Raw genomic sequence first — 26,653 nt, 5'->3', positions numbered from 1 at the left:
GAGTGGCCAAAGGGAGCAGACTGTAAATCTGCCGGCTCCGCCTTCGATGGTTCGAATCCGTCCCCCTCCACCATATTGAAAAAGCCAGCTCATCACCGAGCTGGCTTTTTTCGTTTCGGCTATTTATCAACGAATTAATGATCAGAGATACACTAATCATTGCTCATTGATAATCGGTAGAAGACCGCTTCCGTATTCCGTATTCCGTATTCCGTATTCCGTATTCCGTATTCCGTATTCCGTATTCCGTATTCCGTATTCCAGTAAATCCAAAATTCACCTTTCCAACAACACCAAGCTCAAAAAAAATCCCGCTATAAAGCGGGATTTTACTAAGACTAAATTGAAGGCTGTTGGTGATTAACCTTGAATACCAACAATCAGCCAAGGAGCGTTTGGTACCGTTAAGTCACGCTCAAGGTGCCAGATATCAGTAATGTCTTCTTCGATACCTTCAACTGCATCACGGTAACGGCCGCTGAACTGCAGGCTTAGCTCTGCTTTATTGGCATTGTAGTCCGCACGAACGATTTCAGCGTCTACGTACATTACGTCGGTATGTTGCTCGCCATCCAGTTTTGCACGTTCAGACTTAAGATCGTCGAACAAACTTGGCGATACATACTCTTCAATGGTATCTAATTGATTGTGATTCCATGCACCTTGAAGAATACGGTAGTGCTCACGAGAACCATTTAGGAAAGCCGCTTGGTCAAAGCCCGGTGGGTAGTTGTGTGGCACATCAGTTTGCGCGCCGAAACCACCAAAGCCACCTGCATTTACGTTTGGCTGTTGCTCAAAATTTTGTGTGTTCGGTTGTTCGAACTTCGAGCTGTTACCGCCAAATGCTGGTTGCTGACGATGCTGATTCATGCTGCCCTGCTTCGCGCCCAACATACCGCGCATCAGTTTAAAGATAAGGAAGGCAATCAGACCAATGATAAGAATATCCATAAACTGGATACCTTCAAAAGCACCACCAAAAAATGCCGCCAGTAGACCACCAGCCAGAAGACCGCCAAGCAGGCCTCCCATTAGACCTTTCTTACTAGAAGACTTAGCCGTTTGATCCTTGCTGATAGTGCTAGTGTTTTGTTGCTGCTGCGTAGGTGCAGGTGCAGTTTTGTAACTCTTACCGAATGACTTACCACCGCCTAGCTTTTTCGCTTCTGCAACAGGGGTTACAGCGACAGTAAACATCAACAGAGCAACAATCGAAAATATACGTTTCATCGTTATCCTTAAAATTGACGATAGTTATCCAAGAATGTGCACTCTCGAAAACGATTTATTTACCGTTTCAAACAGTAGCACGTCATAGATGAGTGTGGAGTCATAATACTCTGTCTGCATGCTCATTAAAACAATCTGGCAGCTCCGACTTGTATCAGAATATTGCCGAAATGAAACGCTTTGATGATTTGCTAATCAAACTGCTGTGATAACACTCTAAATCTCCCATCTTGGCATCATTTGAGGCCAGTGATTTATTGACGGTGTATATGACGCCGACTATCATATTGAACATTGTTCAATAAAGCAGTTTGAAGTATGGCGCGCAGAAACGATCACACCAGAGAAGAGTTAGTTAATCTGACCTTAGCAACCGTTAAAGATTTTTTAGAAGACAACTCATATCACGAGCTTAGTCTTCGCAAAATTGCAAATATGATTGGTTATGTGCCAAGTACGTTAGTGAACATTTTTGGCAACTATAACTTATTACTTTTGCACGTCGTTGCTCAAACTCTGGATGAATTGTCGCAAGAGTCAACAAAAGCCACCAGTTGCTGTAAAGATGCAAATGAAGCGCTGTTTGAACTGGCTTACTGTTACCACGACTTTGCACAGAAGCACCCCTACCGATGGCAGTTAGTGTTTGAACATAATATGAACGGGGCAGAGCTTCCGGACTGGCAGGCCAAGCGCATTGGTGACATGACCGACATGCTAGAGTCACTGCTGGAGCAAATTTCTCCAAATCGTACAGAATCAGAAGTCGTTCAAGCTAGTCGAGTATTGTGGGCAGGCGTGCACGGCATCACTTTACTCAGTGTTGATGACAAGTTTTTTTCTAGTGAGCCAGTTGATGGTAAAGCGTTGATTAGCAACCTACTGTCTAACTATCTCATGAACTGGTAACAAAGGATCCTACATGTCATCGGACAGACACCCTTCCCTGCTTAGACAAAGAAAGTTCCTACCCTATTTCATTACTCAGTTTTTCGGTGCTTTCAACGACAACATTTTTAAAAACGTTTTATTGCTGTTTGTCGCCTTTGCAGGTACAAGCGCCTTACCTGTTTCCAGCAACTTATTCATTAACTTAGCGGCCGGCCTTTTCATTCTCCCTTTCTTCTTGTTCTCCGCCTCGGCAGGTGTGTTGGCCGATAAGTACGAAAAATCCTGGTTTATCCGCAAGGTGAAACTATTTGAAATTGCGATCATGGTTCTGGGCGCAATTGGCTTTATCACCGAAAGCTACGGCGTATTGTTATTGTTGCTGTTTTTGATGGGCACACAGTCCGCATTCTTTGGTCCGGTGAAGTACGCGCTACTGCCGCAAAATTTGAACGAAAAAGAATTAGTGCCCGGTAACGCATTGGTCGAAGCAGGGACCTTTATTGCAATTTTAATCGGTACGCTGGGTGCCGGAATCATCGCTTCTTCGGAGAATGCCAAATACCTCGCCGCATTCTGCGTGGTTTTATTTGCGCTGCTTGGCTATCTGTCCAGTCGCTTCATTCCATTTTCAGCCGCGAGCGCACCCGATCTGACCTTCCGTTGGCAGCCATACAAACAAACCAAACACACTCTCTCTATTTGTAAGTCTGACCGAGTTGTATTTCAGTCAATCATGGCAATCAGCTGGTTCTGGTTTTTAGGCGCAGCCTATCTGACCCAGTTTCCAAACTTCACCAAAGTTTATCTCAACGGTACAGAGAGCGCGGTATCTTTCCTACTGGCACTCTTTTCTGTGGGTATCGCACTTGGCTCGCTGATCTGTAACTGGATTTCCAATCATCGAATTGAAGTCGGCGTCGTCCCTATAGGCGCACTTGGCATCACGATCTTCGGTTACCTTATGGCAACATCGGTTCCGAGCGAACTACCACAATTTCACACCTTTGGAGAGTTCATTCGCTATAGCGACTTTTGGCCTCTGTTTTTCTATCTATTAATGATTGGTGTATCCGGCGGATTATTCATCGTTCCTCTTTACGCATTAATGCAACACAGAGCAAAAGAAACGGAGCGTGCACAGGTCATCGCGGGTCTTAATATCTTTAACTCACTGTTTATGGTGGGAAGTGCAGTGTTAGGCATTGTGTGCCTGAGCGTGTTAGAGATGACGATCCCTCAGCTATTTGCGCTGCTCGCGGTTTTAAATTTTTTGGTCGCGGCTTACCTATTCATGCAGATACCAATCTTTGTCGTACGTTTTATTGTTTGGATGCTGACCCACACCATCTATCGGGTTAAACACAAAAACCTGCACAATTTACCAGAGAAAGGTGGTGCGTTAATCGTTTCTAACCACGTCAGCTATATGGATGCGCTGCTATTGAGTGCAGTATGTCCTCGTTTAATTCGTTTTGTCATGGAAGAAGAGTACGCCAATCTGCCTTTGATTCGAGGCTTCTTGCGTCGGACGGGAGTGATACCGATTTCTGCGAACAACAAAAATTCTATCCGCAGTGCGTTTCATGAAGTAGAAAAAGCACTGGCCGACGGAGACATCGTGTGCATTTTCCCAGAAGGAAAACTTACCTCTGATGGAGAGATCCATGAGTTCAAGCGTGGCATCGATATCATCTTGAAACGCAGTACAGTACCGGTCATTCCCGTTGCCATAAAAGGATTATGGGGGAGTTACTTCAGTCGCTGCAAAGGACGCGCCTGTAAAGGGTTGCCGACAAGGTTCTGGTCAAAGCTGGAAATTGAAGCGGGTTCTGCGGTTGAACCAAGCGACGCTACGGCTCAAGTGATGTATGAGAAAGTGCGTGACCTGCGCGGTAGCTGGCGTTAAAGGTAAATATAGAAAAATGAACACATGTTTAGGATATCTGAACATGTGTTCAAATCATTAAGACAAACTGACCGTTAGTGATGGGATATACTCACGCTTTCACATATAACAACGACTAATCAACCTTGAATAAAAAGTACATTCTTTTTGCACTGGCGCTGCTATTTTGCCTGACCCCACTGGTATCCTCACCTATCGCGCTGGTTATTGGTTTTTTGCTGGCAAGCTTTGGCTTTGTGCCTACAGAAGTGCCGATCGCGTCCTTTACGAAAAAGCTGCTCTCTTATTCAATCATCGGTTTAGGGTTTGGGATTAATTTCGAGCAAGCGCTTGCGGTCACTTCCGATGGCATCGGCCTCATTATCGCCACCATTATGGGCACATTGGTGATTGGCTCACTCATCGCCAAGGCCATTAAGCTCGAAACAACTACCGCTTATTTGATCTCTTCCGGTACGGCCATTTGTGGCGGCAGTGCCATCGCAGCAGTTGCACCGGCCATAAAAGCCCAAGATGAACAGATTGGTTTGGCACTGGCCACGGTATTTGTTCTCAACTCGATCGCCCTGTTTGTATTTCCGGTTATAGGCCACGCTCTGGGGTTAGACCAACATACGTTTGGAACCTGGGCAGCCATCGCTATTCATGATACTTCTTCTGTCGTCGGTGCAGCGTCGGCATACGGTGAAGAAGCGCTGACCACGGCAACCACGCTTAAACTGGCACGCGCACTTTGGATCATCCCGGTTGCGTTAATTAGTGCGGTGATCTTCTCACGAGGCGACCGAGAGGATGGCTCAAGCAAGATAGTGATACCTTACTTTATCTTTTGGTATTGTGCGGCAATTGCGTTCAGTGATTTCTTGCCTCAATTTGAAGTGATATACCACGGTATCTTCACCGTCGCGAAGCAAGCTCTGGTCGTGTGTTTATTCTTGATAGGTTGCAGTATTTCAGTTTCGAAACTGAAGTCTGCTGGCGCGAAGCCTTTGCTGTTTGGTGTGAGTTTGTGGGTGTTGATTTCGACGACATCACTAGCGTGGCTAGTCGTTAACTAAGCCAATAAATTATACAAATGCGTCGTTCAAATGCCATCTGACTTAGTTTTGTCGGTGGTGCAGTCACTATGTTTATTGTGAACAAAAACCAGGGCGATTGTAATGAGGAATGCGGTCAGTTCAGCTACAGATCTCGCTAACCCTTCGCTGTTTAGTGAGACGACGATTTGTAGCAGAACTGCCGCTATTAATGCCGCTTTGACCATACTGAACCTTATGCTTTTATACTCTATATTGAAGCGATATTATGATTCAGTGTTATAAGGATGCAAAATTCCGTTTGCGACTAACACATATCAAAATTGACTAACCTGCTTTCAGGACGTCTGATTCCACTTCCCTGACAGCCATTCTTTGACGGCCTTACGAGACACTTTTATCCCGCCCTCTAATAACGCTTGCGGCATTGAATAATAAGCGACTGGCCATTTAAACTTTTCCAGTCTGGTCTGCAAGTGATGCTGATAGTGCTCTTGGCTCAACAATCTGTCAGTTTGAATGACAGCAACAGGTCGGTAACCAAACTCTGTATCTTCGACTGGTACTACGATGCTTTGAACCACACTTTCAATTTGGTTAAGAGCAGCTTCTATCTCTTCGCAGTGAATATTCTCACCACCAGAGATAAACTGATTGTCAGCCCGGCCAATGATTTTAAGCTCATTGCCCTGCCATTCCCCCAAGTCTTTGCTGTCGAACCAGCCTGATTCGTCCACCAGCGGCGTAATGTCTCCTTGGCAGAAGTAGCCAGAGGCCAACGTTTGTCCACCGATAAAGATACGTTGCTCAACCAGTTTAACTTCTCGATTGCTAAGTAAATGTCCGGCATTACTGATCTTGTCGATTGGTTTTGCTGTCACGGTTGAGGCGGCTTCCGTCATACCATAGCCCAGCCAGGTTTCAATCCCCTGCTCTGCTGTGCGCCGCGCTAACTCATGATCAACATGACTGCCGCCAAGTAAGACGTGGGTTAGAGACAGCTTGACCCGATCATCCAGTAGACGTTTCAGTTGAGTTGCAACTAGTGATGCATGAGAGACGTCAACAATATCCTGCGCCAAATTACCAGTACCAACTTTCAGCGTTGCGCCAGCAAACAGCCAACGGTAGACAATCGCCAGCCCAGAAACGTGATAGAGAGGCAACGACAACAGCCATGTGTCCTGCTGGGTGAACTTAAACTCACTTAACAAACCTTGTGCCGAAGCAAAGTGTTGTCGGTGAGTATGTACGACAGCCTTTGGCGTTCCGGTAGAACCAGAAGTGAAGACAATCGACGCAGCGTTATCATGACAATAACCAACTAGCTCCCCACAATTCGTTAATAAGGGAGCAACTTGCGTAAAATCGAGCAAGCAGCAACTGAGCTCGACCAACTCTGATTTGGAAAAGGGTTTCCCCCCGTCATTGGCAAACCAGACATAGCGTTGCTGATTTGGCTGATACAAGGTGTGGAGCTTGCTTTTAAGAGCGGCAAACGGCTGTGGCATGGTCAACGCCGCGATAGCCCCTACCTGCTGAGCCGCCAAATAGAACAGCACGGTCTCGGGTTGGTTTTTACCGGCTAAGGTAATCACATCACCATGCGCTACACCTCGCTGCTTCAAATAGCGCGCGTATTGACTGACGCGCGACTCAAGTTGCTGCCAGTTTAATGTATCTTCTGGCGTTTCAAGCGCAATCGAAAAAGGGCTCGTTTGAGCCCAATATTTCCAAGGTGCAATCGCGCTATTTTCTGTAGCGAATGGCTCTATGCTGAATGCCACACTAACTCCTGCTCCGTCAGTGGAACAACCGGAAGCTCACATTTCGGCCAGCCTTGTTCTAACTGCGCTTTAAACAGACCAACGGTATCTAAGCCCGGAACTTCGTCTGGCAGCTGCCATTTCGCAAAGCGTGCGAGTTGAGTCAGACCTAAACTGGATTCGATGCTTGAGCTGATCACAGGCTTCATCCCCAATGACTTCGCTTTCTCAATCAGTTTAATACAGAAATCAACCGAACCAATCAGCGTAGGCTTAATGATGATCGTTTTAACACCAGTGAGATCTTCAAGTCTGAAATCCTCACGACGAGTTGCATCTTGTAAGGTTTCATCCCAGGCAATGGCAATTCCGGTATTAATGGCGAATGACAAACTGTCGCCTGGAGAGCGACAAGGCTCTTCTAAGAAAGAGATTCGCTGACGCAATGATGGGGTCACGTATTTGGCAAACTGCTGGGCTTTTTCTGGTGTCCAGGCGCGATTGGCATCAAGTCGTAATGTGAGCTGAGGTATGGATTCCAGAAACAAGTTCACCAGCATACCATCACGAATCGGCTCATAAAGTCCCACTTTGATTTTGGCAACTTTTTCACCTTCCATCTCGTTGAGTTTTGGAATCAACTCGTCCGGATCGCCTGTACATAATGGCGCGACTTGATACTGGCCTTCGCCAGGTAGTCCACCCGACAACTCGAGTTGAGCCATAGACAGACCAAAAGCCACTGATGGAAACATATTGGCGTAATCAATTGGTAATCCTGCCACCCAACGCTCAGCTTGATCCTGTAACTGGATACCAGCTTCGTCTGTGCTTTCAAGACTAAAACCGGCCAGTGGAGCGACTTCACCAAGGCCAGTATTGCCACTTTCTGACAACTCAATAATGTAGCCGATACGTTCCGTCAATTTGTTATCACGCAGTATCACGCCACTGTCCATCGGAAGGCAGTAACGGTAAATCTTCGCTTTACGCATAATTCCTCTCCTATGTAATACCGTATCACCCAAGCATGCTGACAAGAAATCAGCCATCGTCCCTGAGACGGCGAGATGCTTGGGATAGAAATTCATTTCAGAGAAGCACTAAGGCTCCTCTGCTATACGGATTATGGGTTACGAGGGAATTTGTCGAAGTCAGGACGACGCTTCTCGTTGAATGCGTTACGACCTTCCTGTCCTTCTTCTGTCATATAGAACATCATGGTTGCGTTACCAGCAAGCTCTTGCAGGCCAGCCTGTCCATCACAATCTGCGTTCAATGCCGCTTTCAGGCAGCGCAGAGCCATTGGGCTGTGCTGCAGTACTTCACGACACCAGCGAACGGTTTCTTTTTCCAGTTCTTCTAGCGGCACAACGGTATTAACCAAGCCCATATCCAACGCTTCCTGAGCATTGTAGAAGCGGCATAGGAACCAGATTTCGCGTGCTTTCTTCTGGCCAACGATACGCGCCATGTAAGATGCGCCCCAACCGCCGTCAAATGAACCCACTTTCGGGCCAGTCTGACCAAACTGCGCGTTTTCTGCCGCAATGGTTAGGTCACACATCATATGCAGAACATGACCGCCACCAACAGCCCAACCAGCCACTGACGCGATCACAGGTTTTGGACACGTGCGGATATCGCGCTGGAAATCCAGGACATTCAAGTGATGGGTACCCTGGTCATCTTTATAACCGCCGTAATCACCACGGATCTTCTGGTCACCGCCAGAACAGAACGCATCTTCACCCAGGCCGGTTAGAATAATTACCCCAACTGCAGAGTCGTAACGTGCGTCTGCCAACGCATCAATCATCTCTTTCACGGTTTGGGGACGGAACGCATTATGTACTTGCGGACGAGCGATGGTGATTTTCGCGATGCCATCTACAGACTTGTGATAATGGATATCGTCGTATTTCTCGCTGCAATCTTTCCATTCAACCGGAGCGTAAAGTTCTTCTTCAGAAATGCCTACTGTTTTTGCCATGGTGATTCCCATTGTTATCGTTACTCTCACTCAAAGTGAGATTGAATTATTTGCTTTATGTGCATCGCAAACTGCTGTGGTTGCTCTTGGTGGACGTTATGTCCCGCACCTTCAATTTGTCGATACGTCAACCCGCTGCTTTGTGCCAGTTGACTGAATTTTTTGTCTTTCGCGCCACACAGGTAATAAACCGGTATAGAGAGTTGTTGCATTGCAGGTAACAGATAAGACTGCGTTGACAACGATGTCGACAGCAACATATTCGCTACCGCAGCGCCAAGATTAGCACTGCGCTTTGCTATCAATGTTTGTCTTTGCTCATGGTTTAGTGAAGAAAACACCGGTTGCTGATACCAATCGCTCAAAACGTGTTCAAGAGATTCGCTTTCAAAACGCTTAGCCCAACGACGATCGTTCTCGAACCTCGCTTGTTTCTCTAACTCTATTTGTAGCCCGAAGTTTCCACCTTCGATAATTGCAGCGCGAATATTGAGATCTGGGAAGCAATTCCTTGCCAGCCCATGCATCGTAATTCGTCCACCCATAGAATAGCCAATCAAAATAAGCGGCTGGTGCGGCGGAAAAAATAAAGCGAGCGTTGAGTTGAGAAGATCACAGCACTGTTCTAGGCCAGAGCAACGTACAGCCTGACTCGCGCCATGACCCGGTAAGTCGATGGTTATCCGGTCAAACTGCGGTAGTTCATTCATGCATGCCTGCCAGTCAGCACCACTGCCCAACAAGCCATGCAAAAACACCAAAGTAGGTTGTACACGACTTTGGGTCTGCTCAGTTGCCGGAAAGTGCTCAGAATTTAGCATGCAGATTGCTATTAAATACCTTAATAAGTTCAACGGCCTGACCCGGTGGCGTTTGTACTTCTACCACCAGCGTACCTTGCCCATGTTCAAAGTGTTCTGAGACTATGGTTTGAAACTGTTCTAAAGTCTTGGGTTGCAGATAACTCAATCCAAATTGTTTCGCTGCATGTTCAAACTGGTAGCCATGCGGCATTTGGTAATAAGACTGACGACGTTCCTCCGGCACAGGAAGAATGTCAAAAATCGCCCCACCATCATTGTTAGTAATAACAATGACCGTCGGCTGTTCACTGTGGGTAAACAAAGCTAGCGAATTGAGATCATACAAGGCGGACGTATCACCGATGTAAACCAATAAAGGTTGTCTGCGCGAACGCTGCACACCAGATGCCGTTGCCAGAATCCCGTCAATACCAGATGCACCGCGATTGGAAAACACTTCGCTATGGCTAAAACGGCCAAACATGTCGACCAAACGGACAAAAAGGCTATTGCCGATAAATACGTCGACGGCTTTCGCTCTTTGCTCAACATCGGCCGCTAAAGCCACTTCATTTAAATCGAAGGTCGATGTGATCAGAAATGAATCACGAATATGCTGGTTGATTTGCTCAAAGTCCGCAGTGAGCTGACTCGCCCACCCAAACTCGATTGAATTCGCTGGCCCGAGACGCTCCACCCAGCTTATTGGCGATTCAACCCAGTGAAATTGAGGTAAATGGCTTTGGTTATTACGACTCGAACGTTCTGAAATATACCAGTACTGGATTTGCTCGCTTTGGGTGACCTGAGTTTTAATCCAACCGTTCAATTGCTTAGAGACAATACGGCTACCAAACTGGACTATCAAATCACATGATTCAAGCTTCTGGGCGACATTTGGCACACGTAACCACAAATCATAGTGCGCCCATTCAGAACTGACACCACTTTGTGGATCGGCCAATACTGGCCAGCCCATTTTTCGGGCAAACGAGAGTGCTGCATCTGCCTCTTCTAAAGGAAGACTACCGATAACAACAATCCCCTTCTTATCTTCACACGACGGTATGTCACAGACCGATAATTTTCTAAAGCGTCGTGTATAGGTACGGTTGCTCTCACGCCAAGTGGCTACCGAACTCAGATAGGATTGATATTCACTTTTTCTACCAGAGGAATAAAGAGGCTCAGGGAAGGCACAGTTAATATGAACCGCACTCCCTTCGAACTGTTGCGTAAACATCACCTCATCTATGGATGTCAGCAGCCAGTTAAGTGGTGTGTGCAAATTCGGGCTAGGCAGATTCAAGCTAGCAGACACATGTTGTGAAAAAATCCCCAACTGATTGATCGCCTGATTAGCACCACAGCCAACTAACTCAATCGGACGGTCTGCAGTTAACAACACCAGTTTTTCACCGGTTAATTTCGCTTCTGCAATCGACGGCAGTAAGTTCGCGACGGCAGTACCCGACGTCACGATTACCGCAACCGGGCTTTTGCTTGCTTTCGCTAATCCGAGCGCCATAAAGCCCAACCCACGTTCATCGAAATGGGTATGAATGGAAAAGTTCGGATTGTCAGCCGCTTCTAACGTTAGCGGCGTTGAACGGGAGCCAGGTGCAATGCAAACATGCTCAACCCCAAACCGATTCAGTTCTGTCAGTAACGTTTCAGACCAAATACGATTGATTACCGCTTGATCGAGACTCATGATGCCACTCCAAGCGGAGGGTGATCGGAGATAAGCGTTAACAACGTCGACATTTTTTTGTCCAGTTCCGCCCATTCATGCTCCGCGACAGAGCCCGGTACAATACCAGCCCCAGCAAATAGCTGTACCTGATCACCAAGCACCAGCGCACTTCGTATCGCAACACAAAACTCCGCACGCTCGTGGCTTAAGTATCCCATCGAGCCTGCGTACCAGCCACGCGCAAATGGTTCATTTTCAAGAATAAATTGCATCGACTCCTGACGAGGCAATCCTGCAACAGCGGCAGTAGGCTGCAAAGCAGAAAGCAGTTGCACACCATTGATACCCGACTTCAGGCTGGCGTGAATACTACGTTTTAGGTGCTGCACTTTTCTAAGACGAACCAGTCGGGGTTCAGACTCCACCTCTACGGATTCGGAATGAGGGGACAAACGATCGACAATATCGTCTACAACGTACTGGTTTTCATTGAGGTTCTTCGCATCCTGCGACAGCCAATTAGCCAGCTCCATATCGTGAGTTGCATTGTCGCCACGACCGATAGTGCCCGCCAGCGCTTCGGTCTGGAGTTCATGCCCCACTCGCGAGTATAGTCGCTCTGGAGTCGACCCCATGAAGCTGTGCTTACGATCCAGACTAAACAGAAAATGAAAACTGTGATGGTTCTGGCTATAGCTCGCTTTGAGCAGTTGCGCGGCACTCAACTCATTATCGAGTTGAAGCGTCGAACGACGAGCCAGAACGACTTTCTTAAACGCATCATTTTCTATGCCGGTTAACACTTTGCTGACTAATTCACCCCATTCCGACCGGGTTGGCGCATGTTCGATAGAACGAATATGCGACGATATAGGCGTTAACGCTGCCACATCACAAACAAGCTTATGCAACCCGGCTAGTGTACGCGATGAATCGTCAGAAACATTAACAGCCAATGACCATTGATCATCGAAACGCACCAGCTCAATTTGAGGTAAGAAGAAAAATGATCGCATACAACGACGATTCTTCTCATGCTGACCGTCGAAAGAACGCCCGCCCCATACTCGCTGTCCCTCACCTAAGATCGTGTAGGCTGCTCCGGGCTCGACAAAAGCGTGCAATTGACCTAGTGCGACAACTTCTTCACGAGTATCACGGGATTGCCAGTAAAACTTGGGAAAAAGTGGTTGAGCGTCAAGCCAATCAATTAATGAAAAATGTGGTTTCTCGCTAAGAGGCTCAACCAGGCGCATTGGGCTGCCTTCTGTATTCTTAACTCTCTCGATTATTCTCTGTACGGCTTGAAGGAACTGTGACAAATCAACCTCGTAATATGTGAGGGTAAAGGGGAACTAATGGCTACTCTAAGTTTAGACCCTGAGCAAATCAAGGTTGTATGCGATCTTTTGCAACATCCCCATATTGCCAGCGAAAAAAACATCGCCGTTGAATAGATAATTTACAGATACATATTCTATTAAAATACAAATTATTGTATTTTAATAAAGAAATTAACGAATTTTTAGGAACTACACAATGCAAAATATCGGGATGTCGTCAAAACTCGATAATGTCTGCTATGACATTAGGGGACCTGTACTCAAACATGCTAAACGCATGGAGGAAGAAGGACATAAAATCCTAAAGCTAAATATTGGTAACCCCGCCCCATTTGGTTTTGACGCCCCTGATGAGATTTTAGTCGATGTAATCCGAAATCTACCAACTTCTCAAGGCTATGTAGATTCCAAAGGTATCTACTCTGCACGAAAAGCAGTGGTTCAGCACTATCAACGCAAAGGCATTCGCTCTCTGGATGTAGAAGACGTTTACATTGGTAACGGTGTGTCAGAGTTGATCATGATGTCCATGCAAGCGCTATTGAACAATGGCGATGAAATGTTGATCCCTGCTCCGGATTACCCACTATGGACAGCATCTGTTGCGTTGTCTGGCGGTAAACCGGTTCATTACATCTGTGATGAAGAAGCCGACTGGTATCCAGATTTAGATGATATCAAAAGCAAAATTACCCCAAAAACTCGCGGGATTGTTCTGATTAACCCAAACAACCCAACAGGTGCGGTTTACAGCCGTGACTTTTTGCTGGAAATCATTGAAATTGCACGTCAGCACAAACTGATCATCTTTGCAGACGAAATCTACGACAAAGTACTTTACGATGGCGCAACTCATACCTCTGTTGCGACGCTGACTGAAGACGTGTTAGTCATGACATTCAATGGATTGTCTAAAGCATACCGTGTATGTGGTTTTCGTGGTGGCTGGATGTTCCTGACTGGCCCTAAGCATTTAGCGCAAGGGTATGTTAAAGGGTTAGAGTTGCTATCCTCGATGCGTCTGTGTGCCAACGTGCCAATGCAGCACGCTATCCAGACCGCGCTGGGTGGCTATCAGAGTATCAATGAGCTGATCTTACCGGGTGGTCGCCTGCTTGAGCAACGCAACCGCGCGTATGAACTGATCACTCAGATCCCAGGGGTGTCGTGCGTTAAGCCTAAAGGCGCAATGTACCTGTTCCCGAAAATTGACACTAACATGTACAGCATTAAGAATGACCAGCAAATGGTGCTCGACTTCCTGAAGCAAGAGAAAGTGTTGCTGGTTCAGGGGACAGGTTTCAACTGGCCAAAACCCGATCACTTCCGAATCGTGACGTTACCACATATTGAAGATCTGGAAACCGCTATCGGGCGATTTGAACGCTTCTTAACAACCTACAGCCAGTAGTAATTATTGCCGATCTCTCATATGCTTAGAGGAGCTCATTGTGAGCTCCTTTTTTATTTTAGAATCGGAGAAAGCCATGAAAGAAAGTCATTTTTTCGCCTATCTGGCTCGAATGAAGCTGATCCAACGCTGGCCGCTAATGCGCTCTGTGTCCACGGAAAACATCTCAGAGCACAGTTTACAAGTTGCTTTTGTTGCCCACGCGTTAGCACTTATCAAAAACAAAAAGTTCGATGGTAACCTTAACCCAGAAAGAATCGCGCTCCTTGCGATGTATCACGACTCCAGCGAAGTCCTCACGGGTGATTTACCCACTCCGGTCAAATACTACAATCCGGAAATCGCCAAAGAATATAAGAAGATAGAAGCTGCTGCAGAACATAAGCTCCTGTCCATGCTACCTGAAGAGTTCCACGACGACTTCGCTCCTTTTCTTCTCTCTCTTTCAGTAAATGAGGAAGATGCAAAAATCGTCAAACAAGCCGACTCGATATGCGCCTACCTTAAGTGCTTAGAAGAACTGAGTGCCGGCAACCATGAGTATGCGTTAGCGAAAAAACGCCTTGAAGTTACGCTGCAAGAACGCAACACTCCAGAAATGGATTACTTTCTGACGACCTTTGCACCAAGCTTTGAGTTGTCATTGGATGAGATCAGTTAAGGCCATAATCAAAGGAGACATAAGTGTCATTTGAATTGCACTCTCAATGGCTAGAACGCCACGATGACGAACATAAGATCCGCCGAGATGACCATCGGAGCCCATATCAACGCGACAGGGCGCGCATTCTGCATTCTGCCGCTTTCCGCCGTTTACAGGCTAAAACACAAGTTCATGGCAACAGCTTGGAAGACTTCCATCGTACTCGTTTAACCCACTCACTCGAAGCCGCTCAACTGGGTACGGGCATCGTTGCACAGCTGAAAAAGAAACAACCGGAGTTCCGCGATTTATTGCCTTCCGATAGCTTGATAGATTCACTCTGTTTAGCTCACGACATTGGTCATCCACCCTACGGGCATGGTGGTGAAATCGCATTGAATTATATGATGCGCGAGCACGGTGGTTTTGAAGGCAATGCGCAGACCTTTCGCATCGTGACCAAGTTAGAGCCATATACGGAACACTTTGGTATGAACTTGTCACGCCGGACTCTACTTGGCTTGCTAAAATACCCAGCGTTGATTAGCCAGACTCGCTCAGCCAGTTTACCGACTCCGGCCGAACATCAGCGAAAATTAAAAGCCCACGAGTGGTATCCAGCTAAAGGCATTTATGACTGTGATAAAGCCTTATTCGACTGGGTACTTGAACCTCTTACTGACAATGATAGAGCTCTGCTTAGTCAAATGCGCGATGAACCTGTTGCGGATTTAGAGCACAGCAAAACCCGTTTCAAATCGCTGGATTGTTCCATTATGGAGCTGGCGGATGATATTGCCTATGGCGTTCATGATTTAGAAGACGCAATTGTCCTCGGCATGGTAACTCGCCATCAATGGCAGGAAGGCGCAGCCAGCCAACTCGCTGACTGTGGAGATCCTTGGTTCGAGTCCTATATTGATTCCATTGGACAAATGCTATTCAGTGGTAAGCACCATCAAAGAAAAGACGCGATTGGAGGCATGGTTAATGCACTGCTGACCAGCATTTCAATTCAAGCGGTGGACGAAGCGTTTACGAGCCCACTACTGGCCTGGAACGCTTGCTTAGCACCACAAACTGCCCAAGCTCTGGAAGTGCTGAAACATTTCGTCAGCCAGTACGTCATACACGTACCACAAGTGCAAATTGTGGAGTACAAGGGCCAACAGATCATCATGGATATCTTTGAAGCGCTAACGGCTGCGCCTGAACGCCTTCTTCCAGTGCACACCAAAGAAATTTGGTGTCAGGCTGTCACAGAAAGCGACAAAATGAGAGTCATCGCTGACTACATTTCTGCTATGACCGACAGTCATGCGCAGAGACTGCATCGACAGTTGTTCTCCTCGATCGTCCTTTAATCGTTCTCATCCTTCAGATAATTCTTTTCAAATACGCCCGGAGGCATCTGGGCAATTTGAAACTCAATCATTTTGTCAAACGCATTCAAAAGAGGCGTAAAATCATTTTTTGGCTCGAGTATGCTGAGTGCATGAAATCCCGCCTCGACCGTAGATAAACTATTCTCGGTCGGCGCTTTACGAATCGTATAACTTCCATGAAGATTTTCAGGTAGTTTCACCGTTGGCAAACGGTGTAAATTGCTCGACAACTGCCACATCTTGTAAGCCTTTTTCCATGTTCCATCCAACAAGATAAGACGGATTTTCGTCTGGTGGACGCTTTTATCTTCAGCAAGCTCTGACAGGCATACTGAGCGTTCAGATGGATAGAGAATCCAATGCTGGTAATCGTTATCAGAAAGTAACGCATTTAGCGTTTCATCTTCAGAAAAATTCTCACCGATCAAACAGGTACAATTTTCTAAGCTTAATTTGAGAATCCTTGCCGTACCCAGAGGACGATGCGCTTCACTACGATGTTGAAGAATGATAAGTTCAACTCCGCTTTCTAGCGGTACAATCCAAGGGCAAATGCAAGCTTTGCGCGATTTTCCACACTGAGAACAATAACGAGACATAGAGTGAACCTTTATACTTTGCTGACAATCATCAGCGTTATCTGCTTAGCACTACAATTTGAGCCCATGGCAAGCCTGAGCGAATGGCACGCCTATAATATTCGCCATGGTGAATGGTGGCGAATCGTAACAGGAAATCTAACTCATACCAACTTTGCTCATTTAGGTATGAACTTAGCGGGATTATGGGTTATCGGCTTTATTTTCCGGCCAAATACGAACAACTTTCTTATTGTATTTCTGCTCTTATGTACTTTCGTCGGCGCTCTGAATTTATTTACGAGTATGCAAGTCTATGTAGGACTTTCTGGAGTGCTACATGGACTGTTCGGCTTCTGGGCCTTGCGAGAAGTATTTGAAGCAAGAAGAAGCAGTCTCTTACTCGTTGGCGGTCTGATCGCGAAAGTCGCTTGGGAACAACTTTACGGCCCTTCAACAAGCACAGCTGCGATGATTGGTGCGAGAGTGGCGATAGATGCGCATCTGTTTGGGGCAATCGGCGGGCTTGGGATGGCACTATTGGAAAAAGGCTTTAGCCGTCGCCTGTTTGGATAAAAAAGTCCCGAGCCATTGAAATGGGCTTGGCTCGGGAAAGCAGTAACCGGAAAATTAAACTAAATAATACAAGGAAGTCAGATCGTGCCTAGAGCACAATACGATTTTCGTTTTTCTGCAAAGTCGCCGCTCCAATGCCTTTGACATTGGTAAGGTCATTCACAGTCTTGAATGGTCCATGCTCAGTACGGTAATCCACGATATCCTGCGCTTTCTTTTCACCAATCCCTTTCAGCATTGTCGCAATCTCTTTTGCCGACGCGGAATTCACATTTACCGTAATTTCAATACCTTCATACTTGCTTGTTTCCAACTCTGCAGCTAGTCCAAGCGGTGCAAACACACACAAAAACAAGGCTAAAACCCACTTCATATTAAACATAAGCTCTCTCAATTAGTGTTTAAAAATCAGGGCTATACTGTAGATAAAGCTGGCAACTGATGAAAGTTGGTTGGAATAAAAATAAAACGGGCCGCTTATGCGACCCGTTTTAGCTAACATGCCAATTACATGATTAGTGCCTAGTTGCTCACAACAAAGTACTCGATGTCAGTATTAGCACGCAAAACCGCTAGTACAGATGACAAATCTTGTTGTGAAGATGAACGTTGCATCTGCGTCGCGACCTGATCTTCCAGAGAGCTGTCTAATTCAGACTTAACAGCGTCTAGTTCAATAACCACAACATTGCCTTGCAGGTCTTTTGATTGACCGTATACAGCCTTACCATCAACTGGTTTTGCCATTGCAAATACGGTTGCCGCATGTGGAGAACGACGGTCTACCGATTCTTGCTCACCGAACGAAAGGTTATTTTCAGCAAGCACTTCCGTTTTACCCTCTTTCAGAGCAGCAACTACTTTTGTACCGAGCTCTAATGCGCCTTGCTCGCCTTTAACACGAGAAAGCTCAGCAACAACTTGATCTTTCACATCAGCAAGAGGAAGTACAGTCTCTGCGCGAGATTCTTCAACACGCACAACCACAATGTGCTCAGGTGCCACTTCAATAGCTTCAGAGTTCAGGCCGTCTTCTTTCACTTCAGGGCTTAGGATTGCCTGCATAACCGCTGGATTACGTAGGACTTCTGGTGCATCGGCTTGAGAGATAAAGTCTGTTGTTTGTACTGCTTGGTCAACAGCTTTAGACGCATCATCCAGTGAGTCCGGAGACTCAAACGCGACACGTTCAAGCTCACTTTGTAGTTCGTAGAACTTATCGACCGCTTTCTGATCAACTAACTCTTGCTTGATTTCATCTGCAACGTCAGCAAATGGTGTTGCTACTGAATCTTTCAGCTCTTCAAGCTTGATGATGTGGTAACCAAAATCAGACTTCACTAATTCTGACATATCACCAGGATTCTTAAGTGCGAATGCTGCCGCTTCGAATGACGGGTCCATCACATCACGTTCAATCCAGCCCAGGTCGCCACCATTTTCAGCGCTACCAAAATCCTCAGATTTTTCTTTTGCAACTGTTGCGAAATCAGCACCGTTATTTAGCTCATCCAAAATTGCTTGTGCTTTCGCCTCGTCATCACCTTCAACAAGGATATGAGCGACACGACGTTGCTCTTCTGAAGAGTACTTATCCAGGTGCTCATCGTAGTACTTCTTCACTTCCTCATCGGAAACTTCGATCTGCTTCTTCAGAGCCTCAGCGGATAGTTCAATGTACGCGACTTTAGCTTGCTCTGGACGAGTAAAGTTATCTTGGTTTGCTTTGTAGTACTCTTGAATTTCTTCGTCGGTAAGTTCTACCTGCTTAGCAAACTCAGCTAAATCGATAGTAATAGTGCGAATATCACGTGTTTGAGTGAAAAGCTTACCTTCCGACTGAACTTCTCCCGGCAGAGTGAACTCGCTGGTTTGTAGCGCATTCAGAAGCTGTTCACGAACTAACTCACGACGCATGTATTCGGCAAATGAATCTGGAGAGAAACCAGCGCGACGTAGAGACGCTTGGTAGATTTCTTGGTCGAATTGACCACTTGACTGGAACTGAGGCATTTCCAGAATCATGCTACGAACTTGTTCATCGCTGATTCTTAGGCCTAGCGCTTCTGCTTGTTGGTCAAGCAGCACGTCATTGATCATACGATCGAGAACGGATTTGCGGAAAGATTCAACATAAGCTGGGTCAGCCAACATTTGAGCGAAGTAATCACCCAATTGCGCTTGCATGCGATTACGCTCGTTTTGGTAAGCCATCTCAAATTCGCTGCGAGGAATATCTGTGTTACCTACTTTCGCCGCTGAGTTGTTACTGCCACCAACAATGTAGCTGCCCACACCTGCAAATACGAAAGACAGGATGATAAGCCCAAGGATAATTTTGACCGCGATGCTATTCACGCCTTCGCGTAGTCGATCCATCATAATTTAACTGCTCTCCACAATTGAAGCATAAGGCTTCTACTAGAAAATTTAATGACGCGATAATACCAGAAAAAGAAATGCGCATCAGTATGATGCGCATAATTTAAGAAAGTTCGGCCCGAAGTTTGTAAATTTTTGTTCGAAACTTATTGGTTTGAGCAAAAGTTATTCATATAGCCAAATATTGAGTCGACACTCGGTTATTAGTTACAAGCGTCTTTTAGTGCTTTACCAGCTTTGAATGAAGGTACTTTTGCTTCCGCGATTTGGATTTCTTCACCAGTTTTTGGGTTACGGCCAGTACGTGCTGCACGAGTACGAACGCTGAATGTGCCGAAGCCAACTAGAGCAACTTGGTCACCAGTTTGAAGAGTACCACTTACTGCTTCGATGAATGCATCTAGTGCACGACCCGCTGACGCTTTAGAAATATCTGCATTTTCTGCGATTTGTTCAACTAACTGAGTTTTATTCACTGTAATTTCCCCTTTGTGTCATCTGTGATTATTTTTGTGATGACTTTCGTTCCATAAATTAATAAATAAACGACTCCAACCCTTATTAATAAAGGGCTGCGAGCTATCAAAACTAACTTAGCGTCCAAAAAAAACGCTGACAAGCCTTTTTAGGGTTATCAGCGTAAACTTTTACTTATTTTTGCTATACATCACTATTTTTTAGCGTCGATCTCTACGCCCGTCGGGTCTCGCTCGAGTGCAACTTTCAGCACTTCGTCGATCCACTGAACCGGGATAACTGTCAGATCTGCGATAACATTCTCTGGAATCTCTTCCAAATCACGCTCGTTATCTTTTGGAATAAGTACCGTTTTAATGCCACCGCGATGTGCCGCAAGTAACTTTTCTTTCAAGCCACCAATAGGCAGAACTTCACCACGTAGTGTGATTTCGCCTGTCATGGCGACTTCGGCTTTCACCGGGTTGCCTGTCAGACTAGAAACCAACGCCGTGCACATTGCGATACCCGCACTTGGTCCATCTTTTGGCGTCGCCCCTTCCGGAACGTGTACGTGGATGTCTTTCTTCTCGTAGAAATCTGTGTTGATACCCAGTTTTTCCGCACGAGAGCGAACGACGGTCATCGCTGCCTGAATAGACTCTTGCATTACATCGCCAAGCGAACCGGTTTGCGTCAGTTTACCTTTACCCGGCATAGACTGAGTTTCGATGGTGAGAAGATCGCCACCTACTTCTGTCCAAGCCAAACCTGTCACTTGACCAATGCGATTGCTTTCATCCGCTTTACCGTAGTCAAAACGCTGAACACCTAAGTACTCTTTCAAGTTGTCCATTGAGACCGTAACTGACTTAATGTTGTTATCCAGCAGGATATTCTTCACTGCCTTACGACAGATTTTTGAAATTTCACGCTCTAGGTTACGTACACCAGCTTCACGTGTGTAGTAACGAATAATACCGACAATCGCCGAATCTTCGATAACAATCTCGTTTGGTTTCAAACCATTACGTTGCAGCTGTTTATCGACTAAATGACGCTTCGCGATATTCAGTTTTTCATCTTCTGTGTAGCCAGATAGACGAATCACTTCCATACGATCAAGTAATGGACCTGGAATGTTCATCGAGTTAGACGTTGCAACAAACATCACGTCTGACAAATCGTAATCCACTTCCAAGTAGTGATCGTTGAACGAGTTGTTTTGCTCTGGGTCCAGAACTTCCAGCAATGCCGATGCAGGGTCACCACGCATGTCTGAAGACATCTTGTCGATCTCATCAAGAAGGAATAGCGGGTTTTTCACCCCAACTTTCGACATCTTCTGGATAAGCTTACCCGGCAATGAGCCGATGTAAGTACGACGGTGGCCACGAATTTCAGCTTCGTCACGCACGCCGCCCAGCGCCATACGAACGTATTTACGACCGGTCGCAGAAGCAATTGAGCGTCCCAAAGACGTTTTACCCACACCTGGAGGACCAACAAGGCAAAGGATCGGACCTTTCAGCTTGTTAATACGATTTTGTACCGCTAAGTATTCCAGAATACGCTCTTTGACGCGCTCCAGACCGTAGTGGTCTTCGTTCAGAATCTCTTCCGCTTTCGCCAGGTTTTTCTTCACCTTAGAACGCTTAGACCAAGGAACACTTACCATCCAATCGATATAGCTACGCACCACTGTCGCTTCCGCAGACATTGGAGACATCATCTTAAGCTTCTGCAGCTCTTGTTCTGTCTTGTCACGTGCCTCTTGAGGCATTTTTGATTCTTCGATTTTCTTCTGCAGCGTTTCGAATTCGTCCGGCGCATCTTCCATCTCGCCGAGTTCTTTCTGAATCGCTTTCATTTGCTCATTCAGATAGTACTCACGCTGAGACTTCTCCATTTGCTTTTTAACACGGCCACGAATGCGTTTTTCAACTTGCAGCAGATCGATCTCCGACTCCATTTGGCCCATCAGGAATTCCAAACGTTCGGTGACATCAATAATCTCTAGTACTTGCTGCTTGTCTACCAACTTGAGTGGCATGTGAGCAGCAATGGTATCTGCCAGACGTGCAGCTTCGTCAATCCCATTGAGTGAAGTCAGTACTTCTGGCGGGATTTTTTTGTTTAGCTTGATAAAGCCTTCGAACTGATTGATCGCACTACGAACGATGACTTCTTGCTCGCGCTCATCCAGCTCTGGCGTTACGATGAATTCTGCCTCGGCCAAGAAGAAATCACTCTCTTTAAAGTGATTAATTTTAGCGCGTTGCTGACCTTCAACCAGTACTTTTACTGTACCATCAGGAAGCTTCAGAAGCTGAAGAATGGTAGCAACCGTACCTACGTCGAACAGGTCGTCAACCGTTGGTTCATCAGTGTCAGCTTGCTTTTGTGCCACAAGCAGAACTTGTTTGTTTGTTTCCATCGCCGTTTCTAGACAGCTAATCGATTTCTCACGACCAACAAACAATGGAATAACCATGTGCGGGTAGACCACTACGTCACGTAGAGGTAATACCGGGATCTCGATACGCTCGGAACGTTCCAAGTTCATATAATTCTCTCTTCCGCTTTCACGTTTAACGTATTACTTAAGGCAGTATATGGGGGCTAATTGTTTGGATTCAATAAGAGAAATAAAAAAAGGAGGTAATTACTTACCTCCTTTTCATTCATAGCGGAATTTATTCTGCTCCAGCGGCCTGATTATCGGCATTGCTGTAGATAAGCAGCGGCTCTGACTCGCCATTAATGACTGACTCATCGATCACGACTTTGCTTACATCTGTCGTAGATGGCAATTCGTACATGGTCTCGAGTAGAACACTTTCCAGAATTGAACGTAAGCCACGAGCACCTGTTTTACGCTCCATTGCTTTCTTGGCAATAGCACGAAGTGCATCTTCGCGGAATTCAAGCTCGGCGTTTTCCAGTTCGAACAATGCTGCATACTGCTTGGTCAGTGCGTTCTTCGGCTCACATAGGATCTGAATAAGCGCTTCTTCATCAAGCTCTGTCAACGTAGTGGTAACAGGAAGACGACCAATGAATTCTGGAATCAGACCGTACTTCACTAGATCTTCTGGCTCAACCTGAGTAAACAGTTCGCCGATGGTTTTGGTTTCGTTCTTAGAACGGACTTCCGCACCAAAACCAATACCTGTACCTGTGGCTACACGCTGTTCGATCACCTTATCAAGGCCAGCAAATGCACCACCACAGATGAACAGGATCTTAGAGGTGTCCACTTGGAGGAATTCTTGCTGAGGATGCTTACGACCACCTTGCGGAGGAACTGAAGCAACCGTGCCTTCAATAAGTTTTAATAGTGCCTGCTGAACACCTTCACCGGATACGTCACGCGTAATGGATGGGTTTTCAGCTTTGCGAGAAATTTTGTCAATTTCATCAATGTATACAATGCCACGTTCAGCCTTAGCGACATCGTAATCACATTTTTGCAGAAGCTTTTGGATGATGTTTTCAACGTCTTCGCCCACATAACCTGCTTCAGTTAGTGTGGTCGCGTCTGCCATTGTAAATGGCACATCCAAGAATCGAGCAAGTGTCTCAGCAAGTAGTGTTTTACCACTGCCCGTAGGACCAATCAGAAGGATGTTACTTTTACCAAGTTCCACACCTTCGCTCGTTGTATCACCATTGCGTAAACGCTTATAGTGGTTATATACCGCAACTGCGAGCACTTTTTTCGCGTAATCTTGTCCGATCACATAGTCATCAAGGTGTTCGCGGATCTGTTTTGGCGTTGGTAACGCTTCAGATTCTTTCTTAGGAAGAACATCCTTGATTTCTTCGCGAATGATATCGTTACATAAGTCGACACATTCGTCACAAATGTAAACTGATGGACCCGCGATTAGCTTGCGAACTTCGTGCTGACTTTTGCCGCAGAAAGAACAGTACAGCAATTTACCGCTGCCACTTTCTTTGCTTTTATCTGTCATTCGCTAACCTCTTAGCCTTTACTCTTCATGAATGAGTGTATATCAATTTTTGCCAAAATGCCCCGGCAAATTACTCGCCACGGTGGCGCAACACTGCATCCACAATGCCATATTCCACAGCCTGATCTGCTGACATGAAATTATCACGATCCGTATCGCGCTCAATAACGTCAAGTGGCTGGCCTGTATGTTCCGCTAACAGTTTGTTTAACTTCTGCTTAATGGTCAGGATTTCCTGAGCATGGATTTGGATATCAGAAGCCTGCCCCTGGAAACCACCGAGTGGTTGGTGGATCATCACACGTGAGTTAGGCAGCACGTAACGCTTGCCCGGAGCACCACCAGCTAGAAGGAAGGCACCCATTGAGCATGCTTGACCCATACATACGGTGCTCACATTCGGCTTGATAAACTGCATCGTGTCATAAATCGACATACCTGCTGTTACACTACCACCTGGAGAGTTGATGTATAGGAAAATATCTTTATCTGGATTTTCAGATTCTAGGAAAAGTAGTTGAGCCACGACAAGGTTTGCCATGTGGTCTTCCACTTGACCCGTTAAAAAAATCACACGTTCTTTCAGCAATCGTGAATAGATATCGTAAGAACGCTCACCTCGGGAAGTCTGTTCAACCACCATTGGTACTAGTGCGTCAATAATTGGCGACATTGCATTTTTTTCTTGGTAGCTCATATTCTTATGTCCCTAAAATAAATGGCCCGGATGATAATTATCATACGGACCATTGTTAGCAGAATAGTTAACGTTAAGTCAACCTTCTACGCAAGATTATGCTTATTAAGCAGCAGGTTGTTGATTAAGTAGCTCGTTGAAGCCTACTTCTTTCTCTGTAACCTGTGCTTTAGCGATGATCGCGTCGATTGCTTGCTCTTCTAGAGCTACGTTACGCATGCTGTTCATCATTTGCTCGTTTTGCTCGTAGTAAGCAATAACTTCTGATGGATCTTCGTATGCAGTAGCCATTTCTTCGATTAGCGCTTTAACTTTCTCGTCGTCCGCTTTTAGCTCTTCAGACTTGATGACTTCACCTAGTAGAAGACCAACAACTACGCGGCGTTTCGCTTGCTCTTCGAACAGTTCACGTGGAAGCTGTGCAGCTGCTTCTGGGTTGCCACCGAAGCGTTGTGCAGCTTGCTGACGTAGAACCTGGATTTCTTGATCTACAAGTGCAGCAGGAACATCGATTTCGTTTTCTTTAACTAGACCGTCGATCGCTTGCTCTTTGATGCGGTTCTTAACAGCTTGCTTAAGTTCGCGTTCCATGTTTTTGCGTACTTCAGCTTTAAGAGCGTCAACACCGCCTTCAGCAACGCCGAACTTAGCAACGAATTCTTCGTTTAGCTCTGGAAGTTCACGTGCTTCAACTTTGTTCACTTTGATTGCAAACTTAGCTGCTTTACCTTTTAGGTTTTCAGCGTGGTAATCTTCTGGGAAAGTCACGTCGATTTCGAATTCCATACCAGCAGATTTGCCTACGATACCATCTTCAAAACCAGGAATCATACGACCAGCGCCCATTTCTAGAGGGAAGTTCTCAGCTTTACCACCTTCGAACTCTTCACCGTCGATAGAACCAACGAAGTCGATGCTTACGCGCTTACCGTCTTCTGCTGCTGCTTCAACTTCTGCCCAAGTCGCTTGTTGCTTACGTAGAGTTTCGATCATCTCTTCTACGTCTGCATCTTTAACTTCAGTCACTGGCTTCTCAACAGCGATGTTTTCCAGGCCTTTTAGTTCAACTTCTGGGTAAACTTCAAAAGTTGCTGCGAAAACTAGGTCTGCACCTTCTTTGTTTTCTACAGGAGCGAACGTTGGTGCGCCAGCTGGATTGATTTTCTCTTTTACGATCGCTTCGATGAAGTGGCGTTGCATTACTTCACCAAGAATGTCTTGACGTACAGCTTTGCCGTACATTTGAGCAACCATTTTTAGAGGTACTTTACCCTTACGGAAACCATCGAAACGACGGTTTTTAGCGATGTTGCGTAGTTCAGCTGTTACAGCGTCTTCGATGTTTGCAGCTGGAACAGTAATGTTTAGACGGCGCTCTAGGCCCTCTAGCGTTTCAACAGTAACTTGCATTATATATAAACCTCTAAAGTGGCTCGGTTTTCCGAGCGTATGAGCGTAACTCACCTGAGTTAACGCCTCATCCTTGTGTTGTGTTCTGTCCGAGCACCTATTTAAATCGAGTATCGATACTGTTTATCAGTACCGGACTAATCAGTGATATCTTCAGCATAAGTACCAAAGGTATCTCCTATTAGCCTCAAGACAGAATTTTAGACGCGACATTCTAGCGATCTGTTACTACCCTGTCGAGCCAATAGCCACCATGTGGACATTGTCTGCACTAAATTCTCGAATGTTGCCTCATTTTTTCTAAAAAATGCGATAAGAAACCCGCATCCAAAACCTCGGCATATCTAGAATGGGGACAATAGCGACTTTTTCAAGGGAATCGACAGCTTTTTTTATTGAAAAGCCTAAAAAGAGATCTTGCTCTTGTTTTACTCCACAGAGTTGATAACTAAATCCCCAATCCATTCTAC

24 protein-coding genes are annotated in these 26,653 nt (G+C 46.0%); 7 read left to right on the top strand and 17 right to left on the bottom strand.

From position 1 onward, the window contains the following. Positions 1-360 precede the first annotated feature (360 nt). Positions 361-1,233, bottom strand: a complete 873-nt coding sequence (locus ACWYU8_RS14450) for a Tim44 domain-containing protein (RefSeq protein ID WP_457520351.1) — start codon at positions 1,231-1,233, stop codon at positions 361-363. A 318-nt stretch (positions 1,234-1,551) separates the two neighbouring features. Between ACWYU8_RS14450 and ACWYU8_RS14445 the strand changes: the two genes are divergently transcribed. The 3 genes from ACWYU8_RS14445 (at position 1,552) to ACWYU8_RS14435 (ending at position 5,088) form a co-directional block, all read left to right on the top strand. Further along, entirely contained in the window at positions 1,552-2,142 is a 591-nt protein-coding gene (locus tag ACWYU8_RS14445) for a TetR/AcrR family transcriptional regulator (RefSeq protein ID WP_457520350.1), read from the top strand. Between the two features lie 13 nt (positions 2,143-2,155). Continuing rightward, a complete protein-coding gene (locus tag ACWYU8_RS14440) occupies positions 2,156-4,030 on the top strand; it encodes an MFS transporter (RefSeq protein ID WP_457520349.1) in 1,875 nt (624 codons plus the stop codon). Between the two features lie 125 nt (positions 4,031-4,155). Continuing rightward, complete coding sequence (locus ACWYU8_RS14435) at positions 4,156-5,088, top strand: YeiH family protein (protein WP_457520348.1); 933 nt, start codon at positions 4,156-4,158, stop codon at positions 5,086-5,088. A gap of 26 nt (positions 5,089-5,114) precedes the next feature. Here ACWYU8_RS14435 and ACWYU8_RS14430 read toward each other — a convergent pair whose 3' ends face one another. The 7 genes from ACWYU8_RS14430 to ACWYU8_RS14400 form a co-directional block, all read right to left on the bottom strand. Next, positions 5,115-5,294 carry a hypothetical protein gene (locus ACWYU8_RS14430; RefSeq protein WP_457520347.1) on the bottom strand — a complete coding sequence of 60 codons (180 nt, stop codon included), beginning with the start codon at positions 5,292-5,294 and terminating at the stop codon, positions 5,115-5,117. A gap of 111 nt (positions 5,295-5,405) precedes the next feature. Next, positions 5,406-6,854, bottom strand: coding sequence for an o-succinylbenzoate--CoA ligase (gene menE / locus ACWYU8_RS14425; RefSeq protein WP_457520346.1), 1,449 nt, complete (start codon positions 6,852-6,854; stop codon positions 5,406-5,408). Next, positions 6,839-7,828 (bottom strand): o-succinylbenzoate synthase, encoded by a 990-nt coding sequence (gene menC / locus ACWYU8_RS14420; protein WP_457520345.1) that lies wholly within the window; start codon positions 7,826-7,828, stop codon positions 6,839-6,841. The genes menE and menC overlap by 16 nt, the downstream gene beginning before the upstream one ends. Before the next feature lie 131 nt (positions 7,829-7,959). Beyond that, the gene (gene menB / locus ACWYU8_RS14415) at positions 7,960-8,826 is read right to left on the bottom strand and encodes a 1,4-dihydroxy-2-naphthoyl-CoA synthase (protein ID WP_457520344.1); all 867 of its coding nucleotides are present in this window, start codon (positions 8,824-8,826) and stop codon (positions 7,960-7,962) included. 26 nt (positions 8,827-8,852) lie between these two features. Continuing rightward, positions 8,853-9,647, bottom strand: coding sequence for a 2-succinyl-6-hydroxy-2,4-cyclohexadiene-1-carboxylate synthase (gene menH / locus ACWYU8_RS14410; RefSeq protein ID WP_457520343.1), 795 nt, complete (start codon positions 9,645-9,647; stop codon positions 8,853-8,855). Further along, a complete protein-coding gene (menD, locus tag ACWYU8_RS14405) occupies positions 9,634-11,343 on the bottom strand; it encodes a 2-succinyl-5-enolpyruvyl-6-hydroxy-3-cyclohexene-1-carboxylic-acid synthase (RefSeq protein ID WP_457520342.1) in 1,710 nt (569 codons plus the stop codon). The genes menH and menD overlap by 14 nt, the downstream gene beginning before the upstream one ends. After that, a complete protein-coding gene (locus ACWYU8_RS14400; protein WP_457520341.1) occupies positions 11,340-12,647 on the bottom strand; it encodes an isochorismate synthase in 1,308 nt (435 codons plus the stop codon). The genes menD and ACWYU8_RS14400 overlap by 4 nt, the downstream gene beginning before the upstream one ends. Before the next feature lie 217 nt (positions 12,648-12,864). Between ACWYU8_RS14400 and ACWYU8_RS14395 the strand changes: the two genes are divergently transcribed. The 3 genes from ACWYU8_RS14395 to ACWYU8_RS14385 all read left to right on the top strand — a co-directional run bounded on the left by ACWYU8_RS14395 (position 12,865) and on the right by ACWYU8_RS14385 (position 16,086). Further along, complete coding sequence (locus tag ACWYU8_RS14395) at positions 12,865-14,079, top strand: pyridoxal phosphate-dependent aminotransferase (protein WP_457520340.1); 1,215 nt, start codon at positions 12,865-12,867, stop codon at positions 14,077-14,079. Between the two features lie 76 nt (positions 14,080-14,155). Next, a complete protein-coding gene (yfbR, locus tag ACWYU8_RS14390) occupies positions 14,156-14,740 on the top strand; it encodes a 5'-deoxynucleotidase (protein ID WP_457520339.1) in 585 nt (194 codons plus the stop codon). Between the two features lie 23 nt (positions 14,741-14,763). Then, the gene (locus tag ACWYU8_RS14385) at positions 14,764-16,086 is read left to right on the top strand and encodes an anti-phage deoxyguanosine triphosphatase (protein WP_457520338.1); all 1,323 of its coding nucleotides are present in this window, start codon (positions 14,764-14,766) and stop codon (positions 16,084-16,086) included. Here the strand turns inward: ACWYU8_RS14385 and ACWYU8_RS14380 are convergent. Then, on the bottom strand, positions 16,083-16,706 hold the full coding sequence (locus ACWYU8_RS14380) for a tRNA-uridine aminocarboxypropyltransferase (protein ID WP_457520337.1): 624 nt from the start codon (positions 16,704-16,706) through the stop codon (positions 16,083-16,085). The two genes, ACWYU8_RS14385 and ACWYU8_RS14380, sit on opposite strands and share 4 nt — an antisense overlap. Before the next feature lie 3 nt (positions 16,707-16,709). Here ACWYU8_RS14380 and rrtA point away from each other — a divergent pair, with 3 nt between their 5' ends. After that, positions 16,710-17,261: a rhombosortase gene (gene rrtA, locus ACWYU8_RS14375; protein WP_457520336.1), complete on the top strand. Its 552-nt coding sequence runs from the start codon at positions 16,710-16,712 to the stop codon at positions 17,259-17,261. Between the two features lie 88 nt (positions 17,262-17,349). Here rrtA and ACWYU8_RS14370 read toward each other — a convergent pair whose 3' ends face one another. From ACWYU8_RS14370 to ACWYU8_RS14335, 8 genes are all read right to left on the bottom strand, one after another. Further along, positions 17,350-17,634, bottom strand: a complete 285-nt coding sequence (locus ACWYU8_RS14370; RefSeq protein WP_457520356.1) for a ComEA family DNA-binding protein — start codon at positions 17,632-17,634, stop codon at positions 17,350-17,352. 149 nt (positions 17,635-17,783) lie between these two features. After that, positions 17,784-19,643, bottom strand: a complete 1,860-nt coding sequence (gene ppiD / locus ACWYU8_RS14365) for a peptidylprolyl isomerase (protein ID WP_457520335.1) — start codon at positions 19,641-19,643, stop codon at positions 17,784-17,786. Between the two features lie 203 nt (positions 19,644-19,846). After that, complete coding sequence (locus ACWYU8_RS14360) at positions 19,847-20,119, bottom strand: HU family DNA-binding protein (protein WP_444496258.1); 273 nt, start codon at positions 20,117-20,119, stop codon at positions 19,847-19,849. Positions 20,120-20,313: 194 nt separating this feature from the next. Beyond that, positions 20,314-22,665: an endopeptidase La gene (gene lon / locus ACWYU8_RS14355; protein ID WP_457520334.1), complete on the bottom strand. Its 2,352-nt coding sequence runs from the start codon at positions 22,663-22,665 to the stop codon at positions 20,314-20,316. A gap of 130 nt (positions 22,666-22,795) precedes the next feature. Then, positions 22,796-24,076: an ATP-dependent protease ATP-binding subunit ClpX gene (gene clpX / locus ACWYU8_RS14350; RefSeq protein ID WP_457520333.1), complete on the bottom strand. Its 1,281-nt coding sequence runs from the start codon at positions 24,074-24,076 to the stop codon at positions 22,796-22,798. Between the two features lie 70 nt (positions 24,077-24,146). Then, positions 24,147-24,773, bottom strand: a complete 627-nt coding sequence (gene clpP / locus ACWYU8_RS14345; protein WP_444496260.1) for an ATP-dependent Clp endopeptidase proteolytic subunit ClpP — start codon at positions 24,771-24,773, stop codon at positions 24,147-24,149. Positions 24,774-24,878: 105 nt separating this feature from the next. Next, a complete protein-coding gene (gene tig, locus ACWYU8_RS14340) occupies positions 24,879-26,183 on the bottom strand; it encodes a trigger factor (RefSeq protein WP_457520332.1) in 1,305 nt (434 codons plus the stop codon). A 300-nt stretch (positions 26,184-26,483) separates the two neighbouring features. Next, positions 26,484-26,648, bottom strand: coding sequence for a hypothetical protein (locus tag ACWYU8_RS14335; RefSeq protein ID WP_457520357.1), 165 nt, complete (start codon positions 26,646-26,648; stop codon positions 26,484-26,486). Positions 26,649-26,653 lie beyond the last annotated feature (5 nt).

The sequence above is a fragment of the Vibrio limimangrovi genome, assembly GCF_054064025.1.
Note: the sequence above shows the minus strand (reverse complement) of the source record. Positions and strands in the feature narration are given on the sequence as shown.

Bases quoted from the DNA above. Each gene is read 5' to 3' on its own strand.
- ACWYU8_RS14450 (WP_457520351.1), bottom strand. From the start codon at position 1,233: ATGAAACGTATATTTTCGATTGTTGCTCTGTTGATGTTTACTGTCGCT.
- ACWYU8_RS14445 (WP_457520350.1), top strand. From the start codon at position 1,552: ATGGCGCGCAGAAACGATCACACCAGAGAAGAGTTAGTTAATCTGACC.
- ACWYU8_RS14440 (WP_457520349.1), top strand. From the start codon at position 2,156: ATGTCATCGGACAGACACCCTTCCCTGCTTAGACAAAGAAAGTTCCTA.
- ACWYU8_RS14430 (WP_457520347.1), bottom strand. From the start codon at position 5,294: ATGGTCAAAGCGGCATTAATAGCGGCAGTTCTGCTACAAATCGTCGTC.
- menC (WP_457520345.1), bottom strand. From the start codon at position 7,828: ATGCGTAAAGCGAAGATTTACCGTTACTGCCTTCCGATGGACAGTGGC.
- menB (WP_457520344.1), bottom strand. From the start codon at position 8,826: ATGGCAAAAACAGTAGGCATTTCTGAAGAAGAACTTTACGCTCCGGTT.
- menH (WP_457520343.1), bottom strand. From the start codon at position 9,647: ATGCTAAATTCTGAGCACTTTCCGGCAACTGAGCAGACCCAAAGTCGT.
- menD (WP_457520342.1), bottom strand. From the start codon at position 11,343: ATGAGTCTCGATCAAGCGGTAATCAATCGTATTTGGTCTGAAACGTTA.
- ACWYU8_RS14395 (WP_457520340.1), top strand. From the start codon at position 12,865: ATGCAAAATATCGGGATGTCGTCAAAACTCGATAATGTCTGCTATGAC.
- yfbR (WP_457520339.1), top strand. From the start codon at position 14,156: ATGAAAGAAAGTCATTTTTTCGCCTATCTGGCTCGAATGAAGCTGATC.
- ACWYU8_RS14380 (WP_457520337.1), bottom strand. From the start codon at position 16,706: ATGTCTCGTTATTGTTCTCAGTGTGGAAAATCGCGCAAAGCTTGCATT.
- ACWYU8_RS14370 (WP_457520356.1), bottom strand. From the start codon at position 17,634: ATGAAGTGGGTTTTAGCCTTGTTTTTGTGTGTGTTTGCACCGCTTGGA.
- ppiD (WP_457520335.1), bottom strand. From the start codon at position 19,643: ATGATGGATCGACTACGCGAAGGCGTGAATAGCATCGCGGTCAAAATT.
- lon (WP_457520334.1), bottom strand. From the start codon at position 22,665: ATGAACTTGGAACGTTCCGAGCGTATCGAGATCCCGGTATTACCTCTA.
- clpX (WP_457520333.1), bottom strand. From the start codon at position 24,076: ATGACAGATAAAAGCAAAGAAAGTGGCAGCGGTAAATTGCTGTACTGT.
- clpP (WP_444496260.1), bottom strand. From the start codon at position 24,773: ATGAGCTACCAAGAAAAAAATGCAATGTCGCCAATTATTGACGCACTA.
- tig (WP_457520332.1), bottom strand. From the start codon at position 26,183: ATGCAAGTTACTGTTGAAACGCTAGAGGGCCTAGAGCGCCGTCTAAAC.
- ACWYU8_RS14335 (WP_457520357.1), bottom strand. From the start codon at position 26,648: ATGGATTGGGGATTTAGTTATCAACTCTGTGGAGTAAAACAAGAGCAA.